The organism is Pedobacter miscanthi, from assembly GCF_003315595.1.
GTDB classification, from domain to species: Bacteria; Bacteroidota; Bacteroidia; order Sphingobacteriales; family Sphingobacteriaceae; genus Pedobacter; species Pedobacter miscanthi.
The window spans coordinates 187,369-202,514 of the sequence record NZ_QNQU01000006.1 but is presented as its reverse complement, the minus strand read 5'-3'; the positions used below and the strand labels follow the sequence as shown (position 1 = coordinate 202,514).

17 protein-coding genes and 5 tRNA genes are annotated in these 15,146 nt (G+C 36.9%); 18 read left to right on the top strand and 4 right to left on the bottom strand.

The annotated features are described in order from the left end of the window. Positions 1–126: 126 nt before the first annotated feature. From DRW42_RS09105 to DRW42_RS09095, 3 genes are all read right to left on the bottom strand, one after another. Complete coding sequence (locus DRW42_RS09105) at positions 127–402, bottom strand: hypothetical protein (protein ID WP_113948510.1); 276 nt, start codon at positions 400–402, stop codon at positions 127–129. Between the two features lie 137 nt (positions 403–539). Continuing rightward, entirely contained in the window at positions 540–1,736 is a 1,197-nt protein-coding gene (locus DRW42_RS09100) for a hypothetical protein (protein WP_341866227.1), read from the bottom strand. Positions 1,737–2,063: 327 nt separating this feature from the next. Next, complete coding sequence (locus DRW42_RS09095; RefSeq protein ID WP_113948508.1) at positions 2,064–3,815, bottom strand: lysophospholipid acyltransferase family protein; 1,752 nt, start codon at positions 3,813–3,815, stop codon at positions 2,064–2,066. Between the two features lie 95 nt (positions 3,816–3,910). On the opposite strand from DRW42_RS09095, the gene DRW42_RS09090 reads away from it, so the two are divergent. From DRW42_RS09090 to DRW42_RS29005, 3 genes are all read left to right on the top strand, one after another. Then, complete coding sequence (locus tag DRW42_RS09090) at positions 3,911–4,810, top strand: ComEA family DNA-binding protein (protein WP_113948507.1); 900 nt, start codon at positions 3,911–3,913, stop codon at positions 4,808–4,810. Between the two features lie 343 nt (positions 4,811–5,153). Beyond that, positions 5,154–6,308, top strand: coding sequence for an acyl-CoA dehydrogenase family protein (locus DRW42_RS09085; protein ID WP_113948506.1), 1,155 nt, complete (start codon positions 5,154–5,156; stop codon positions 6,306–6,308). Positions 6,309–6,642: 334 nt separating this feature from the next. Beyond that, positions 6,643–6,816 carry a DUF6496 domain-containing protein gene (locus DRW42_RS29005; protein ID WP_167437800.1) on the top strand — a complete coding sequence of 58 codons (174 nt, stop codon included), beginning with the start codon at positions 6,643–6,645 and terminating at the stop codon, positions 6,814–6,816. 143 nt (positions 6,817–6,959) lie between these two features. On the opposite strand, the gene DRW42_RS09080 is transcribed toward DRW42_RS29005, so the two are convergent. Then, a complete protein-coding gene (locus DRW42_RS09080; protein ID WP_113948505.1) occupies positions 6,960–7,346 on the bottom strand; it encodes a hypothetical protein in 387 nt (128 codons plus the stop codon). A 166-nt stretch (positions 7,347–7,512) separates the two neighbouring features. On the opposite strand from DRW42_RS09080, the gene rpsU reads away from it, so the two are divergent. The 15 genes from rpsU (at position 7,513) to rplL (ending at position 15,012) form a co-directional block, all read left to right on the top strand. Further along, positions 7,513–7,707: a 30S ribosomal protein S21 gene (rpsU, locus tag DRW42_RS09075; protein ID WP_086549247.1), complete on the top strand. Its 195-nt coding sequence runs from the start codon at positions 7,513–7,515 to the stop codon at positions 7,705–7,707. 157 nt (positions 7,708–7,864) lie between these two features. Further along, on the top strand, positions 7,865–8,749 hold the full coding sequence (locus DRW42_RS09070; protein WP_113948504.1) for a tyrosine-type recombinase/integrase: 885 nt from the start codon (positions 7,865–7,867) through the stop codon (positions 8,747–8,749). Positions 8,750–8,763: 14 nt separating this feature from the next. Beyond that, positions 8,764–9,111 (top strand): ribosome hibernation-promoting factor, HPF/YfiA family, encoded by a 348-nt coding sequence (gene hpf / locus DRW42_RS09065; protein ID WP_025143266.1) that lies wholly within the window; start codon positions 8,764–8,766, stop codon positions 9,109–9,111. A 646-nt stretch (positions 9,112–9,757) separates the two neighbouring features. Next, a tRNA-Thr gene (locus DRW42_RS09060) sits at positions 9,758–9,830 on the top strand. A gap of 39 nt (positions 9,831–9,869) precedes the next feature. Then, positions 9,870–9,952, top strand: a tRNA-Tyr gene (locus DRW42_RS09055). Between the two features lie 80 nt (positions 9,953–10,032). After that, a tRNA-Gly gene (locus DRW42_RS09050) sits at positions 10,033–10,108 on the top strand. 78 nt (positions 10,109–10,186) lie between these two features. After that, a tRNA-Thr gene (locus DRW42_RS09045) sits at positions 10,187–10,258 on the top strand. Positions 10,259–10,386: 128 nt separating this feature from the next. Then, a complete protein-coding gene (tuf, locus tag DRW42_RS09040) occupies positions 10,387–11,574 on the top strand; it encodes an elongation factor Tu (protein WP_113948503.1) in 1,188 nt (395 codons plus the stop codon). Between the two features lie 84 nt (positions 11,575–11,658). After that, a tRNA-Trp gene (locus DRW42_RS09035) sits at positions 11,659–11,732 on the top strand. A 91-nt stretch (positions 11,733–11,823) separates the two neighbouring features. Next, positions 11,824–12,021 (top strand): preprotein translocase subunit SecE, encoded by a 198-nt coding sequence (gene secE, locus DRW42_RS09030; RefSeq protein ID WP_025143264.1) that lies wholly within the window; start codon positions 11,824–11,826, stop codon positions 12,019–12,021. Between the two features lie 9 nt (positions 12,022–12,030). Continuing rightward, positions 12,031–12,570: a transcription termination/antitermination protein NusG gene (gene nusG / locus DRW42_RS09025; RefSeq protein ID WP_010601093.1), complete on the top strand. Its 540-nt coding sequence runs from the start codon at positions 12,031–12,033 to the stop codon at positions 12,568–12,570. A 311-nt stretch (positions 12,571–12,881) separates the two neighbouring features. After that, positions 12,882–13,325, top strand: a complete 444-nt coding sequence (rplK, locus tag DRW42_RS09020; RefSeq protein WP_010601094.1) for a 50S ribosomal protein L11 — start codon at positions 12,882–12,884, stop codon at positions 13,323–13,325. A 20-nt stretch (positions 13,326–13,345) separates the two neighbouring features. Further along, the gene (gene rplA / locus DRW42_RS09015) at positions 13,346–14,044 is read left to right on the top strand and encodes a 50S ribosomal protein L1 (RefSeq protein WP_025143259.1); all 699 of its coding nucleotides are present in this window, start codon (positions 13,346–13,348) and stop codon (positions 14,042–14,044) included. Positions 14,045–14,046: 2 nt separating this feature from the next. Then, positions 14,047–14,568, top strand: coding sequence for a 50S ribosomal protein L10 (rplJ, locus tag DRW42_RS09010; protein ID WP_113948502.1), 522 nt, complete (start codon positions 14,047–14,049; stop codon positions 14,566–14,568). Between the two features lie 66 nt (positions 14,569–14,634). Then, positions 14,635–15,012 (top strand): 50S ribosomal protein L7/L12, encoded by a 378-nt coding sequence (gene rplL, locus DRW42_RS09005; RefSeq protein WP_010601097.1) that lies wholly within the window; start codon positions 14,635–14,637, stop codon positions 15,010–15,012. The last annotated feature ends 134 nt before the right edge of the window (positions 15,013–15,146 follow it).

Genomic DNA, 15,146 nt, shown 5'->3' with positions numbered 1-15,146 from the left:
GAAATAACATGGGGATTTCATCAAAGATATGTTATCGAAAAATTAAATCAATATTATGATTATGTTAACTTGCTGAAATTGAGTTAACATATAAAATATTTTGAGTATTAAATCATTGATTGATAGTTATATTTTGGTCCCTTCTGATACGTGGCCTCCAAGATCAATCGTATTCTGAAATTCTTCCAGGTACTGTAGCAAATGCCTTTCTGCATTGGCATAAGAGGTAAATGTTGAGGCTGGCTGATTGGGATCGGAGTCGCTTTTGCTTTTGTAATATAAACTGGTTTGAAACACAAAAACGTTGTCGTTGTTAACCGGCGACATGATTCTTGCCTTTACCTGATGTTGATGGATCTCAACGAAAAATTCTTTTAAAACGGTATAAATGATTGCAGGCATAAGGATATCTTTTTAAATTTTAAACATTAGTTTAAAAATAAAAATACTGTAAATAGCGGTCAGTTATAACTTATTCTTAATAAGATAACATTTACTTAACATTAAATTAATGTAAAATTAACCTGCTTTAAGGCATTTCATCGTTTAACAGGCTCATAGGCATAAACCACTTCGTATCTGGTATTTTTCAGCTCGGCAGAAACCTGGCCGATTTTTAAGTTTTCTTTTTGTGGTGTTGGCTCGCAAAAGGAATATTTTTTGCCGTTATAAACAATAAATTCGCCAACTGGCTTATCAAATTGTACGGCCATAGTTAAGTGGGTAGGGTAGAGCAGGGCAACCATGGGCAGGTTGTAGATTTCTTTTACGAGGTAGAAAAACAGGGCGGCCCTGTCGTCACAGTCGCTATACTTATTTAACAGGGTTTGCTCCGGCGAAAGTCTTTTTTCCATCCCGAAATTCTGTTCGTCGTTTTCGTAAAGAAAAGCATAGCGGGTAAAACGCATTAAATAGTCAACACCTTTCTTCTGGTCCATACCTTTTAAATTATTTTTTAAAATGGGAATCAGCGAACTATAAGTTTCGCGGCTTAAAGGAATATTAAAATAGCTTTCGAAATCTACACCCGGATAGTTTTTAAATATCGTTTGCACATCTTCGTTTACCTTCAGCTTAAAATGATAGATTTTCTGACGGTAACTAAATTCGATATCTTTTTCCTCATAACTTTCAGGTTTAAAATCAGGCATGCGCGTAACCTTGTACGAAAAGGGATTTTTGGCTTCGGGGATTGAAATTTTGACCGGGATGTAGGCATTAGCCTGTTTAAAAAGTTTGCCATAATCATGATAGTTAAGGCACATATATTTTTTTCCATCGATTGTAAAGGAAGGGATATCGTTAATATCCTCCTCATTCCTCACATAAAATATAACCTGCTCATTGCCAACGGCAATTCTCGCATCATAACCACATTTGCTGAGCAGAAACCATTTGTATAACGTATAACGAAAATAATTTTCGGCCTTTGGACTGATCTCCTCTGCCGTTCTACGGATCAGCTGATAGTAGATCCAGTCGTTCAAATCATATTTTTCCTGATAATTTTTAAGTGCTGAAATCAACGGATCGTAATTACCAGCTGATGCTTTTTGGTAAAATTTTGAAACTTCAGTTGCGCTGGCCGTTTTTAATACCGGAATATTGATAGTAGAATCGGTTCTGAAATTAAAAGTGCCATTGTAAAAATCGAAAGAATGGTTCTGTCCCTTAACGTTGATGGTAGCCATCATCATGCACGCACACAAAGAAAATATGTAAATCGCTCCTTTCAAACCGCACTATATTTGGTTACATTAAATTTACCTATAATTAACCTAAAAGCAACAATTTGTTTATGTTAACAAGCGGGTTGCGATTAATAAAAAATTAACATGGCTAAGGCTGTTAACTGTTTTTCTGTTTTAAAATAAAATTGTTGAAAAAAGGTGGTCAGGAAAAAAAAGCAACATTAAATATTCTATAAATAACATTTCATTAATACCAGCTTAACAAGCCCACCATACTTTTGTGGCATAAATATTTGGTTAGTATTTATAAAGTTTAGGTTAGTTGATAATAAAAAACCCAGATGGATGTCTGGGTTTTTTTATTGCCTTAAATTATAGGTTTTTGCCGAGTTTTTCCAGCATTTCTGGTGGAATATTATGTGTATCTACCACCAGGAAACCATCCAGACAGTCTGAAAATTTAGGATCAATATTGAAAGAGATAATCTTCGCATTCAGGTTCATATACTGCCTCAACAATACCGGGATTTTAATGTGCGAGTTTTCGATATCGCCAATAATGCTGTCTAAATCCTTGAAAGATTCGCTACTGTCAACCAGGGTATCAGTGGCAATCGGCAATAAATCAGCCTTAAATTTATTTCTAGGTTTAACATATTTCGCCATTTCATAATCGAAATGGTTTTTGGTAATGTAATCAACAATTAAAGCCTTACTAAATTTAGAAAAATTGTTGCTGATACTTACCGGCCCGAACATGTAACGGTACTGCGGGTTATCGATCAGGTATTTTAAAATCCCTTTCCATAACAGAAATAACGGAAGCGGTTTACCCTGGTACTCTTTTCTGATCCACGACCGGCCAAGCTCAATTCCCTGTCTTAACATCGGGTAAAACTGGTCTTTCATTTTAAACAGCTCCGAAAGATAAAAACCCCTGCGGCCCATGCTTTCTAAAATCTCATCACCTTTACCAATGCGGTAGGCTCCAACAATATTTTCCAGATCCTTATCCCATATAAATAAATGGTTGTAGTAAATATCGTAGTTGTCAAGATCGATTTTTTTGTTTGTTCCTTCGCCAACCTCGCGGAAAGTGATTTCGCGTAAACGGCCGATTTCCCTTAAAATATTAGGAATTTTTAAGGTCGGAACAATATATACCTCGTAGTTTTTCTCCGTCCATACTTTAAAATCTTCTAATTTTTCAACCTCACCTTTAATCAGAACCCTCGAAGTTTCTTCAATTACCTCAACCGGTTTCTTTTTAATCTTGAATAAATTTAACGGATTAAAAAGTTTTTTCTCGGTATCCAGCCCAACGCCCAATGCATAAGTACGTGCCCTTAAAAAGTCCATCAGCTTATTGCTGCTGTTCATGTGCGAGATTTCGGAAATGGCAATCGGTTTACCAATCCTCACTTTAATGGTGCGGCCATGTTTATTTAAAAACTCCGATGGCAGTTTTGCCGTACGTAAAGTTGGATGTATAAAACTTAAAATATTAAAGAAAACACCGTTGTTGCCATGGAAATAGATCGGAACAACCGGTACTTTAGCTTTTGCAATCAGTTTTCCTACCACCGGGTGCCACATCCTGTCGGTTACCTGCTGTGCATCCAGTTTAAAGGTAGAAACCTCTCCTGCAGGAAAAATTCCGATCGGCGTTCCGTTTCTAAGTAAATCGAAAGTTGTTTTTAAACCACTGATGCTTGATGAATGTTGTACATTTTCGAAAGGATTAACTGCAACAAAAAACTCATCAAGGTTGGGTATTTTTTTCAGGATGAAGTTTACCATCACCTTAGCATCGGGCCTAACGGTACATAAAAGTTTAACCAAAGCCAATCCTTCTACCCCGCCATAAGGGTGGTTTGCAATAGCAATAAACGGACCTGTTTTAGGAATACTGTTTAAATCATCATCATCAAATTCGATAGAAACGCCAATGGTTTCCAATATTTTATCTACAAATTCTAAACCCTTAAAGTGTTGATTTTGAGCGAATACGTCGTTAATATCATTCAGTTTCATGATCTCCATCATCAAACCTGCCAAACCCGGTACACCTAGCTTATCTATCTTCGTTGCTTTTGCAAATTCAGATGTCGTTATGATCTTCATATAAAATTCTTAGGTTGTTGATAGGCAAAACCTGCTCAGTTTTGCAATCCCAAAAATAAGATTTATATTTATAATACACATGTCATATCACATCAATGAGAATTTGGCTCAATAAATACTTCGGTTTTAGTAAAGGTGAGTTCAACGGACTGCTGTTTCTGGCATTGATTATTTTGATACTAAAAGCCATACCTATTATATATGGTTATACCCGGCCGGTAGAAAAAGATGATCCTGATCTTTTAGCACAGATACAGAAAATAACCGTCGCGGATGAAAAATATGCTGATAATATACGCGACCACATTGAAAATGATTATCCAAAAAAAACGGTTAAACTGTTTAATTTCGATCCGAATACTTTAGATGCCAGCGGCTGGCAGGCTTTAGGATTATCACCAAAGCAGGCAAATGCAATTATTAATTATACCGGTAAAGGAGGTAAATTTTACAAACCGGAAGATTTGCAGAAAATGTACACCATTTCTCCGGAGGTGTATAAAAGAATACTGCCTTATGTTAAAATTGCTGATCAGGATTTAAACACCTCAAAAAAATATCTGCCTTTTGAAAAAAAGGAATATGCTAAAAAAGCAGCCGTAATTGTGGATATCAATCAGGCAGATTCAGCACAACTTGATGAAATAAAAGGAATCGGGGGCGCTTTTGCCAGCAGGATCATCAAATATCGTGAACGCCTGGGCGGTTTTTATAAAAAAGAGCAGTTAATGGAGGTTTATGGCCTCGATTCTGTGAAGTACGCCGGAATTAAAGATCAGGTTTCGATTAGTAATGTTCCTTTAAAAACGATTAATATTAATACTGCAGTTTTTAACGATTTAAAACGCAATCCGTATCTATCCTATAAACAGATCAACGCCATTATTAATTATCGCAAACAACATGGTAATTATTCCGGAATAGCCGATTTGAAAAAAGTAGTGATCTTAAATCAACAGGTAATTGATAAAATAACACCTTATATTTCTTTTTAGGTACTTCTGCTGGAAAAAAGTTATCTTCAGGCAAAGATCCTTCGCTGTGCTCATGATGACAAAGGAGCTTGCTTAGATCGTCCCATCGGGACGATTCCTAGGTAGTAGCAAATAAACACCGGTTATTTGTTCAGTAAAAAAATAAGCACCATTTTAATTTTAGACAGATTTTTACAAAAAAAAATAAAAAAATCTTTTTCAGTTATTTTCAGGCTTTAAAATTAGCCGATAAACTAATTGAACCGAATACCATTTCATTCTGTAATTATGCAAATATTCAATGGTAATTATCTATCAAATAATTGTTTATAATTGCCCCTAACTAACTTAAAATATAAAATTAATGAGCGTAAGCTTCGATTTTTCAGAAACAGAAACTCAGCAAAGTGTAAGGGCTATGGTCCGCGATTTCGCTGAGAAAAACATTCGTCCAAATATTATGGACTGGGATGAGGCACAGCATTTCCCGATCGAATTGTTTAAACAACTTGGAGAATTGGGTTTAATGGGTGTTTTGGTGCCCGAAGAATATGGTGGTTCGGGTTTAGGCTATCAGGAATACGTTGATGTGATTGTAGAAGTGGCCCGTGTTTGTGGTTCAATCGGTTTATCATTGGCCGCGCACAACTCTTTGTGTACCGGACATATTTTGGCTTTCGCCAACGAAGAGCAAAAACAAAGGTGGCTGCCTAAACTGGCAACAGCCGAGTGGATCGGTGCCTGGGGCCTAACCGAAGCAAATACAGGTTCGGATGCTTTGAGGATGATGACCACTGCGGTTGAAGATGGCGACGACTATATTATAAACGGTGCCAAAAATTGGATTACGCATGGTAAAAGCGGTGATATTGCCGTGGTGATGGTGAGAACAGGGGAGCAGGGGAGTTCGAAAGGGATTTCGGCAATTGTGGTAGAACGTGGTACACCTGGTTTTACAGCTGGGAAAAAAGAAAATAAGCTGGGCATGCGTGCATCAGAAACCACCGAAATGATTTTTGATAACTGCCGCGTACCCAAAGCCAATTTGCTGGGCAATGTTGGCGAAGGCTTTAAACAGGCCATGAAAGTTTTGGATGGTGGGCGGATTTCTATCGCTGCATTGGCTTTAGGGATTGCCAAAGGTGCTTTTGATGCTGCAGTAGCATATTCGAAACAACGCCAGCAATTTGGTCAGCCGATTTCGAGCTATCAGGCCATCAGTTTTAAACTGGCCGATATGGCTACGGAAATTGAAGCCGCAGAACTATTGATCCGCCAGGCTGCCGATTTAAAAAACAGGCATTTGCCTATGACCAAGGAATCGGCCATGGCTAAATATTTTGCCTCGGAGGTATCGGTAAGGGTAGCAACAGACGCCGTTCAGATATTTGGCGGTTATGGTTATACCAAAGATTTCCCGGTAGAGAAATTTTACCGCGACAGTAAATTATGTACAATAGGCGAGGGGACTTCTGAAATCCAGAAGATTGTAATTGCCAGAGAAATATTGTCAAGGTAGAGGGTTTTAAGGTAGAAGGTTTAAGCTATATGCGTTGAGCCTTATACCCTAAACCTTACGCCTCAAACCTTATTAAAACCAAATATATTATGAGTAATCCGGACGGTTTAACAGCCTCCGGATTTTTTTTGTTTAAAATTTTCAAAACCTTGCAGCTGAAATCCATGTTTTCACTAAAGACTAAAGACTAAAGACTAAAGACTAAAGCAATAAACAGTTTTCTGTTGGCAATTGGCAGGTACAAATGACCAATTTAGTTTGGCGATAAGCGTTTGGTCTTTGGCGACTGTTAACCAATTTGAACAATTAACCAGTTAACCAATCAATTAACAAAATGGCAAAGTATTCAGAAAAAGCTGGCGAAAAGGTAGAAAAAACCATGCACGAAATGAAAGAGGGCAAGCTTAAAAGTGGTTCCGGTAAAAAAGTAACCTCCAAAAAACAGGCAATTGCAATCGGATTATCAGAAGCAAGAAAAGAAGGAGCAAAGGTACCGAAGAAGAAATGATTGTATGAATGAATTTCCAATGATTGAGTAAATGAACCGATAGGATGAAAACTTTCATTCATTCAATAACTCCATTATTTTTCATTCTCCGATTCAATCATTCTCTCATTCAACAATCTCTCATTAAATATTTTCTAATTCCCCTATTGCGCTACGTCTTTCGTGGTCAAAATACTATCAACTACATAAACGCTAAATCCGCGCCATGGCAGGGTATGTTTATATTCTTTATAATGTAGTTCGTAAAATTTGCCGCTATTTTGCATCATTTTATCTGCAATGTCTTTATTGGCGATTGAAAATTCGAATTCGTTGTTCTGCAGCGTGCCGGTTTGGCGGGATTTTATTCCACTCTGGATGAGTTTACCTTCGTAGGTTTTAAATACATAACCTTTTTTTACCACATAATTTAATTCCCCTGCTTTAACACCTTCGCCAAAAACAAAGAAATAACGGTAGTAACAAATTGCGATTAATACGATAACAACTATAACTGCGATAATTGAACCTACTTTTTTGCCTGTTGTCATATATGATAATGTATATATAAATGTAGCTAAACAACACATAAGTTTAACTAATGATTTAAATAAAAATTCTTTTTATAAATCTTTCTAGTTTTCAATATTTTGCTTACATTTGCAGCCCCGATAATACGGGAAATTTAAAAACCACGAGAGGAGGTATTTCAGCGTTATGATCATTATCAACATTAAAGACGGCGAATCATTAGATAAAGCCCTTAAACGTTTCAAGAAAAAGTTTGAAAAAACTGGTGTATTGAGAGAACTACGTAGTCGCCAAGCATACGAGAAAAAATCCGTTGCTCGCCGTACTGAAATTAAACATGCTGTTTACATTCAGAATATGAATCAGGATACAACTGCTTAGTTGTTCAAGATATAAATAGTGAAGTCCCGGTCATTTTGATCGGGACTTTTTTGTTTCTGGCTGCCATCCAAAACTTTACAATAAACAATTAATTAATGATTTCTTTATATCAAAACAATTTGTAACTTCATATCAATGCCCCTCAAAAAGATATCGAATGTTGCTGAAAAGTTTTATCACATATTTAACCCACGAGAAGCGCTATTCGCAGCATACTGTTACCTCTTATCAAACCGATTTAGATCAGTTTGAAACCTATATCAGTACTGAACTGGAACTCAATTTTCTTGAGGTTAAGCATACCCATCTCCGAAGCTACATGGTAGAGCTGATGGAAAAAGAAAATTCAGAAAATACCATCAACAGAAAGATCTCTGCGCTAAGGAGCTTCTACAAATTTCTGCACCGTAACGGAAAGATCGATCAAAACCCCAGTGTTTTAATTAAAGCACCCAAAATACCTAAAAGGCTTCCTGTTTTTGTAGATGCGCAGAAAATGGATCATTTACTGGATTCGGAACAATATTTCGACGATAGTTTCCCTTCCGTTCGCGATCATCTGGTAATCGAGTTGCTTTTCGGCACCGGCATGCGTTTAACAGAATTGCTGCAATTGAAAGATAGCGATATCGATGTTTATTCAGGTACCATAAAAGTGTTGGGTAAAAGAAATAAGGAGCGTATTATTCCGGTAAATAAACAGCTTATCAATCAGCTAAATACCTATATCGGTTTAAAAAAGTTGCAAAACTTTAATAACAATTTGCTTATATTAATCGTTACAAATACAGGTGCAGCGGCCTATCCGAAATTGATATACCGCATTGTTACCTCATACCTAAACCATGTATCAACCAATGAAAAGAAAAGTCCCCACGTGTTACGGCATAGCTATGCCACGAGCCTGTTAAATGCAGGAGCAGATTTAAATGCGATTAAAGAACTTTTGGGCCATGCCAGTTTAGCGGCAACCCAGGTTTATACGCACAACTCAATCGAAAGATTAAAAACAATTTATAAACAAGCCCATCCAAAGGCGTAAAAAAAGGAGGAAAAATGAAAATCGGAGTTCAATCAATCCACTTCAGTGCAGACAGTAAGTTGTTAGATTTTATACAAAAGAAAGCAAATAAGCTTGATCAGTTTTTTGACCAGATCATTAGCGGCGAAGTGTATTTAAAGTTAGAGAACGTAGAGGACGAGGCCAATAAGATCAGTGAGATTAAACTCATTGTGCCCGGAGGTACCCTGTTTGCTAAAGAACAATGTAAATCATTTGAAGAAGCCACCGATCTGGCCATCGAATCGTTAAGAAAACAGATCACTAAACATAAAGATAAAACGCGTGCAAAATTAAGTGAACATAAAGCAATTTTAAGCGAAAGCGAAGCTGCTGATTATTAATAAGCACGAAATTATATAAATGAAAAAGAGCGGTACAGTAAATGTGCCGCTCTTTTTGTTTGAAGGTGCCGTTATTCGAGGAGTAATATATTGTATAAATTAATATAATTGACAGCGAAGTCATCCCAGAACGTCATCTCGAGGGGAGTGATGTAGCCGAGAGATCTATCCAAGAGGTCATGATTTTTTTTAAAATGAACGAACCTGAAAAGGTTTTGCATAGATTTCTATAAATCAAAATCAGTTTTTGAGATAATTTTTAACAAAAAATTCAAGCCTGCTGTACTGTTTCTAACTTTTATTAAAATTTATTTGCCTGTTATTTTCTGTAGCTTTATAGGATTAAGGATCCTGGTGGTGTTTTTTGGACCAACCAGTAGTAAAAAAATGAAAAAAAATATTCGATTTTAAGAGATTGATTATTAAGCTCCTTCAGGGATATATAACCGGCTAATCAAAATAACTTCAGTATTTTTTTTCAAAATAATTTTGAAGTGAAATATAAGTGTGTATATTTGCATTCCCTTTCGGAAACGGTGTTAAGCCAGGAAAAAAAGGGTTGTTCTTTAAAAAGATAAAAGTTTTAAAAAAACACGTTAATAGTATGAAAAATGAAGATTTTTCGTATCATTGCACAAAATTTAAAGCCTCCTTAGCTCAGCTGGTAGAGCAACTGACTTGTAATCAGTAGGTCATTGGTTCGATTCCGATAGGAGGCTCTTTTTATGTTAAAGTGTTAGCATTTTAAAGTAAAAAACGGGGAGATACCAGAGCGGCCAAATGGGACAGACTGTAACTCTGTTGTCGTAAGACTTCGAAGGTTCGAATCCTTCTCTCCCCACACTTTAAATGAATGACCAAATGTTTTAATGATAGAATAAATCTCTCATTCTTTCATTCAATCAATCACTAGTTTTAAAAGCGGAAGTAGCTCAGTTGGTAGAGCGATAGCCTTCCAAGCTATAGGTCGCGAGTTCGAACCTCGTCTTCCGCTCCAAAATAAAGTGAGCAGTTAGCGGTTATCAGTTTGGTAGTTTTTGCTAAAAACTGTATGCTGAAAGCTGAAAACTAAAAAGCCGAAGTAGCTCAGCGGTAGAGCACTTCCTTGGTAAGGAAGAGGTCGTGGGTTCAAGTCCCATCTTTGGCTCATAATAATAAAGCTTTGTTAAATCTGTTTAATATGCAGGGTAGACAAGGTTTTTTGTGTTGCATTGCATCAAAACAATTAATAAAAAAATAATAAAAAAGTTAACCTACTAATTAGTTATAAATAAAATGGCAAAAGAAAAATTTGACCGCAGTAAACCGCACTTAAACATCGGTACAATTGGTCACGTGGATCACGGTAAAACAACTTTAACAGCGGCTATTACAAAAGTTTTAGCTGATGCTGGTTTAACTGAGGCACGTTCATTCGATTCTATTGACTCTGCTCCAGAGGAAAAAGAAAGAGGTATCACTATCAATACAGCTCACGTTGAGTATTCAACAGCTAACCGTCACTACGCACACGTTGACTGTCCAGGTCACGCGGATTACGTGAAAAACATGGTTACTGGTGCTGCTCAAATGGACGGTGCAATTATCGTTGTTGCTGCTACTGATGGTCCAATGCCACAAACTCGTGAGCACATCTTGTTAGCTCGTCAGGTTGGTGTGCCTTCATTAGTTGTATTCATGAACAAAGTGGATATGGTTGATGATCCAGAATTATTAGAACTAGTTGAAATGGAAGTTCGTGAATTATTATCTTTCTACGAATTCCCAGGTGATGATATTCCAGTAATCCAAGGTTCTGCATTAGGTGGATTAAACGGTGATGCTAAATGGGTTGGTAAAATCATGGAATTAATGGATGCTGTAGATAGTTACATTCCAATTCCTCCACGTTTAACTGATCTTCCATTCTTAATGCCTGTTGAAGATGTATTCTCGATCACTGGTCGTGGTACTGTAGCAACTGGTCGTATTGAGCGTGGTGTAATCAACTCTGGAGATCCTGTTGAAATCTTAGGTATGGGTGCTGAGAACTTAAAATCTACAGTAACTGGTGTTGAGATGTTCCGTAAGATCTTAGATTATGGTGAAGCTGGTGATAACGTAGGTTTATTGTTACGTGGTATTGAGAAAACTGATATCCGTCGTGGTATGGTAATCTGTAAACCAGGTTCAGTAACTCCTCACACTGATTTCAAAGCTGAGATCTATGTATTATCAAAAGCAGAAGGTGGTCGTCACACTCCATTCTTCAACAAATACCGTCCTCAATTCTATTTCCGTACTACAGACGTAACTGGTGAGATTTCATTAGCTGAAGGTACTGAGATGGTAATGCCAGGTGATAACGTTACAATCACTGTGAAGTTGATCAACGCTATCGCAATGGAAAAAGGTCTACGTTTCGCTATCCGTGAAGGTGGTAGAACAGTAGGTGCTGGTCAGGTAACTGAAATTTTAAAATAATCTTAAACCCCGGTTAACCGGTAATAAGAAAAATAAGAAAAGCAAAGTGTTTGAGTTCACTTAAGCACTTTGCTTTCTAAAGATACGGGAATAGTTCAACGGTAGAATAGAGGTCTCCAAAACCTTTGATCAGGGTTCGAATCCTTGTTCCCGTGCCAAAATAATGATTGAATTAGTGAATGTTAATGATTGAATGTATCAACATTCTGTCGCACTCACTAACTCAATCATTTAATCATTATAATAAATATGGCTAAAGTAGTTGAGTTTATAAAAGAATCGTACGATGAGATGACCAATAAGGTTACATGGCCTACTTGGGGCGAACTTCAAAGTTCTGCAATTCTTGTTTTAGTAGCTTCATTAATTATTGCATTGGTAATTTTTGCAATGGATAAAGGATCTACCTTTGTATTGGATACTTTTTATAAATCACTTTCTAATTAATATTATCTAATGAGCGATCTAAAGTGGTACGTTGTAAGGGCTGTTAGCGGTAAAGAAAAGAAAGTAAAACAGTACATAGATGCTGAGATCAGCCGTTTAGGTTTCTCTCATTTGGTTCCTCAGGTATTGATCCCGATGGAGAAATACTACCAGATGAAAGATGGTAAAAAAATTGCTAAAGAACGTAACTTTTATCCTGGTTATGTTTTGATCGAAGCTACATTAGACGGAGAGTTAGAACACATTATTAAAGGCATTAACAGTGTAATCGGTTTCTTAGGTGATAAAGCCGGTAACCCGATCCCAATGCGCCAGGCAGAAGTTAACCGTATCTTAGGTGTGGTTGATGAGATGAGCGAGCAGGGCGAAACCATGAATGTTCCTTACTATGTTGGCGAAAACATTAAAGTAATGGACGGACCTTTCAACGGTTTCTCAGGTATTATCGAAGAGGTAAACGAAGAGAAGAAAAAACTGAAAGTAATGGTTAAAATCTTTGGACGTAAAACGCCACTTGAGCTTAACTACATGCAGGTAGAAAAAGAGTAAGAAATTACCTTAAGATATTTAAAGCCTCGAATTTATTCGGGGCTTTTTTTATGTAATAACAATAGAACTCAAGCAATAACTAAGCGCGCTTGTTCGTTAAATATCAGTATGTTATTAATTCTATTCTTAATAAAATCATATTTTAATAGGCTACCGATAAATTAATAATTAATTTTTGTCGATACTATTGTTTTACTGTAAGTTAATCCATATCTTTGCAGTCCTTTAAGCTTTATAGGAGCCCTAAGGAAATAAAATGTTACATGCTTCCACTATTTAACATTGAGTTTTAAATAAACAAAAAACACAAAATGGCAAAAGAAGTCAGTGCAATGATCAAATTACAGATCAAAGGCGGAGCGGCAAATCCATCGCCACCGGTAGGACCTGCATTAGGTGCTAAAGGGGTGAACATTATGGAGTTTTGCAAACAGTACAACGCTCGTACCCAAGATAAAGCAGGTAAAGTATTGCCAGTTGTAATTACTGTTTATGCTGATAAGTCATTCGATTTCATCATCAAAACCCCTCCTGTAGCTATCCAGTTAAAAGATGCTACTAAATTACAGAGTGGTTCTGCTGAGCCTAACCGTAAAAAAGTTGGATCGGTGACCTGGGACCAGATTAAAGTTATTGCTGAGGATAAAATGCCTGATTTAAATGCATTTACAATCGAATCTGCAATGAGTATGGTTGCCGGTACAGCACGCAGTATGGGAATCACCGTTTCTGGTGACGCACCCTGGAACAATTAATTAAAAAACAGTTTACAACAGTGGCGAAATTAACTAAAAATCAAAAAAAGGCACATGCTAAAATAGAAGCTGGTAAAGCTTATACTTTGAAGGATGCTGCTGCTTTGGTAAAAGAAATCACTACTACTAAATTCGATGCTTCAGTTGATATTGATGTATCTTTAGGTGTAGATCCGCGTAAAGCCAATCAAATGGTACGTGGTATTGCTACTTTACCACACGGAACAGGTAAAACTGTACGTGTTTTAGCTTTGGTAACTCCTGATAAGGAAGAAGAAGCAAAAGCAGCTGGCGCAGACTTCGTAGGTTTAGACGAGTATGTAGCTAAAATTGAAGGTGGTTGGACCGATGTAGACATTATTATCACTACACCAGCTTGTATGGCTAAGGTAGGTAAATTGGGCCGTGTTTTAGGTCCAAGGAACTTAATGCCTAACCCAAAATCTGGAACAGTAACCAACGAAGTTGGTAAAGCTGTAACAGAGGTTAAAGCAGGTAAAATTGATTTTAAAGTAGACAAAACGGGTATCATACACGCCTCGATAGGAAAAGTATCATTCCCAGCAGACAAAATTTATGAAAACGCACTTGAAATCATTCAGGTTATTTCTAAATTAAAACCATCTGCTGCAAAAGGAACTTATTTTAAGAGCATTCACGTGTCTTCTACAATGAGTCCTGGGATTGCAATTGAAACAAAATCAGTAGCGGGGATCTAATCATGAACAGAGAAGAAAAAAACGAAGTAGTTTTAGAACTACAAGGACAAATGCAAGAGTTTGGCAATTTTTATATTGCTGATACTTCTAGCCTTTCTGTTGAGCAGATCAATAACATCCGCCGCAAATGTTTCGAAGGTGATATCGTAATGAAGGTTGCTAAAAATTCTTTAATCCGCAAAGCGATTGAAGGTTTAGATGGCGATGCTTCTGAGATCTACGAAGCCCTTAAAGGTTCATCATCATTATTATTCTCAAAAACAGCAAACGCTCCGGCTAAGCTGATCAAAGCTTTGAGAAAAACTTCTGATAAACCTGTGCTTAAAGCAGCATTTATAGATTCATCAGTATACGTTGGCGACGACCAATTGAATAACTTAGTAAGCTTGAAATCAAGAGAAGAGCTTATTGGCGATATCATTGGATTATTACAGTCACCAGCTAAAAATGTTCTATCTGCGCTTCAGTCAGGCGGAAACAAAATTGCAGGAATTGTTAAAACTCTTCAGGAAAGAGAAGGTTAACGAACACCTTAAGTTCGCAAATTAAACAAAATTATTACACACGTAAATTTTTAAAATCTTAATAAAATGGCAGATTTAAAAGCGTTTGCTGAGCAATTAGTAAACTTAACAGTAAAAGAAGTTAATGAATTAGCTCAAATCTTAAAAGATGAGTATGGTATTGAGCCTGCAGCTGCTGCTGTAGTTGCTGGTCCTGCTGCTGGTGGTGATGCACCTGCTGCTGCTGCAGAAAAAACATCTTTTGATGTAATCTTAAAAGAAGCTGGTGGTCAGAAATTAGCAGTTGTAAAACTTGTTAAAGACTTAACTGGTTTAGGTTTGAAAGAAGCTAAAGACTTAGTAGACGGAGCACCAAAAGAATTAAAAGCTGGTGTTGCTAAAGACGAAGCAGAAGCTCTTAAAAAACAATTAGAAGAAGCTGGAGCAGTAGTTGAGATTAAGTAATCACTTAACTTAGCTAAGCTAAAAATGTATTAGACACCGACTGAAAATGTCGGTGTCTTTACCTGTTTATAAACATCTCATTTTGTTTGGTTGATGAGCATGGTTGGAAACGAAACCAAACAAATAGTTTATTC

What these genes read in the sequence shown, in the direction of transcription:
- DRW42_RS09105 (WP_113948510.1), bottom strand. Translation starts at nt 402, where the DNA reads ATGCCTGCAATCATTTATACCGTTTTAAAAGAATTTTTCGTTGAGATC.
- DRW42_RS09070 (WP_113948504.1), top strand. Translation starts at nt 7,865, where the DNA reads ATGTTGCTGAAAAGTTTTATCACATATTTAACCCACGAGAAGCGCTAT.
- DRW42_RS09090 (WP_113948507.1), top strand. Translation starts at nt 3,911, where the DNA reads ATGAGAATTTGGCTCAATAAATACTTCGGTTTTAGTAAAGGTGAGTTC.
- rplJ (WP_113948502.1), top strand. Translation starts at nt 14,047, where the DNA reads ATGAACAGAGAAGAAAAAAACGAAGTAGTTTTAGAACTACAAGGACAA.
- rplK (WP_010601094.1), top strand. Translation starts at nt 12,882, where the DNA reads ATGGCAAAAGAAGTCAGTGCAATGATCAAATTACAGATCAAAGGCGGA.
- tuf (WP_113948503.1), top strand. Translation starts at nt 10,387, where the DNA reads ATGGCAAAAGAAAAATTTGACCGCAGTAAACCGCACTTAAACATCGGT.
- hpf (WP_025143266.1), top strand. Translation starts at nt 8,764, where the DNA reads ATGAAAATCGGAGTTCAATCAATCCACTTCAGTGCAGACAGTAAGTTG.
- DRW42_RS09095 (WP_113948508.1), bottom strand. Translation starts at nt 3,815, where the DNA reads ATGAAGATCATAACGACATCTGAATTTGCAAAAGCAACGAAGATAGAT.
- rpsU (WP_086549247.1), top strand. Translation starts at nt 7,513, where the DNA reads ATGATCATTATCAACATTAAAGACGGCGAATCATTAGATAAAGCCCTT.
- DRW42_RS29005 (WP_167437800.1), top strand. Translation starts at nt 6,643, where the DNA reads ATGGCAAAGTATTCAGAAAAAGCTGGCGAAAAGGTAGAAAAAACCATG.
- secE (WP_025143264.1), top strand. Translation starts at nt 11,824, where the DNA reads ATGGCTAAAGTAGTTGAGTTTATAAAAGAATCGTACGATGAGATGACC.
- rplL (WP_010601097.1), top strand. Translation starts at nt 14,635, where the DNA reads ATGGCAGATTTAAAAGCGTTTGCTGAGCAATTAGTAAACTTAACAGTA.
- nusG (WP_010601093.1), top strand. Translation starts at nt 12,031, where the DNA reads ATGAGCGATCTAAAGTGGTACGTTGTAAGGGCTGTTAGCGGTAAAGAA.
- DRW42_RS09085 (WP_113948506.1), top strand. Translation starts at nt 5,154, where the DNA reads ATGAGCGTAAGCTTCGATTTTTCAGAAACAGAAACTCAGCAAAGTGTA.
- DRW42_RS09080 (WP_113948505.1), bottom strand. Translation starts at nt 7,346, where the DNA reads ATGACAACAGGCAAAAAAGTAGGTTCAATTATCGCAGTTATAGTTGTT.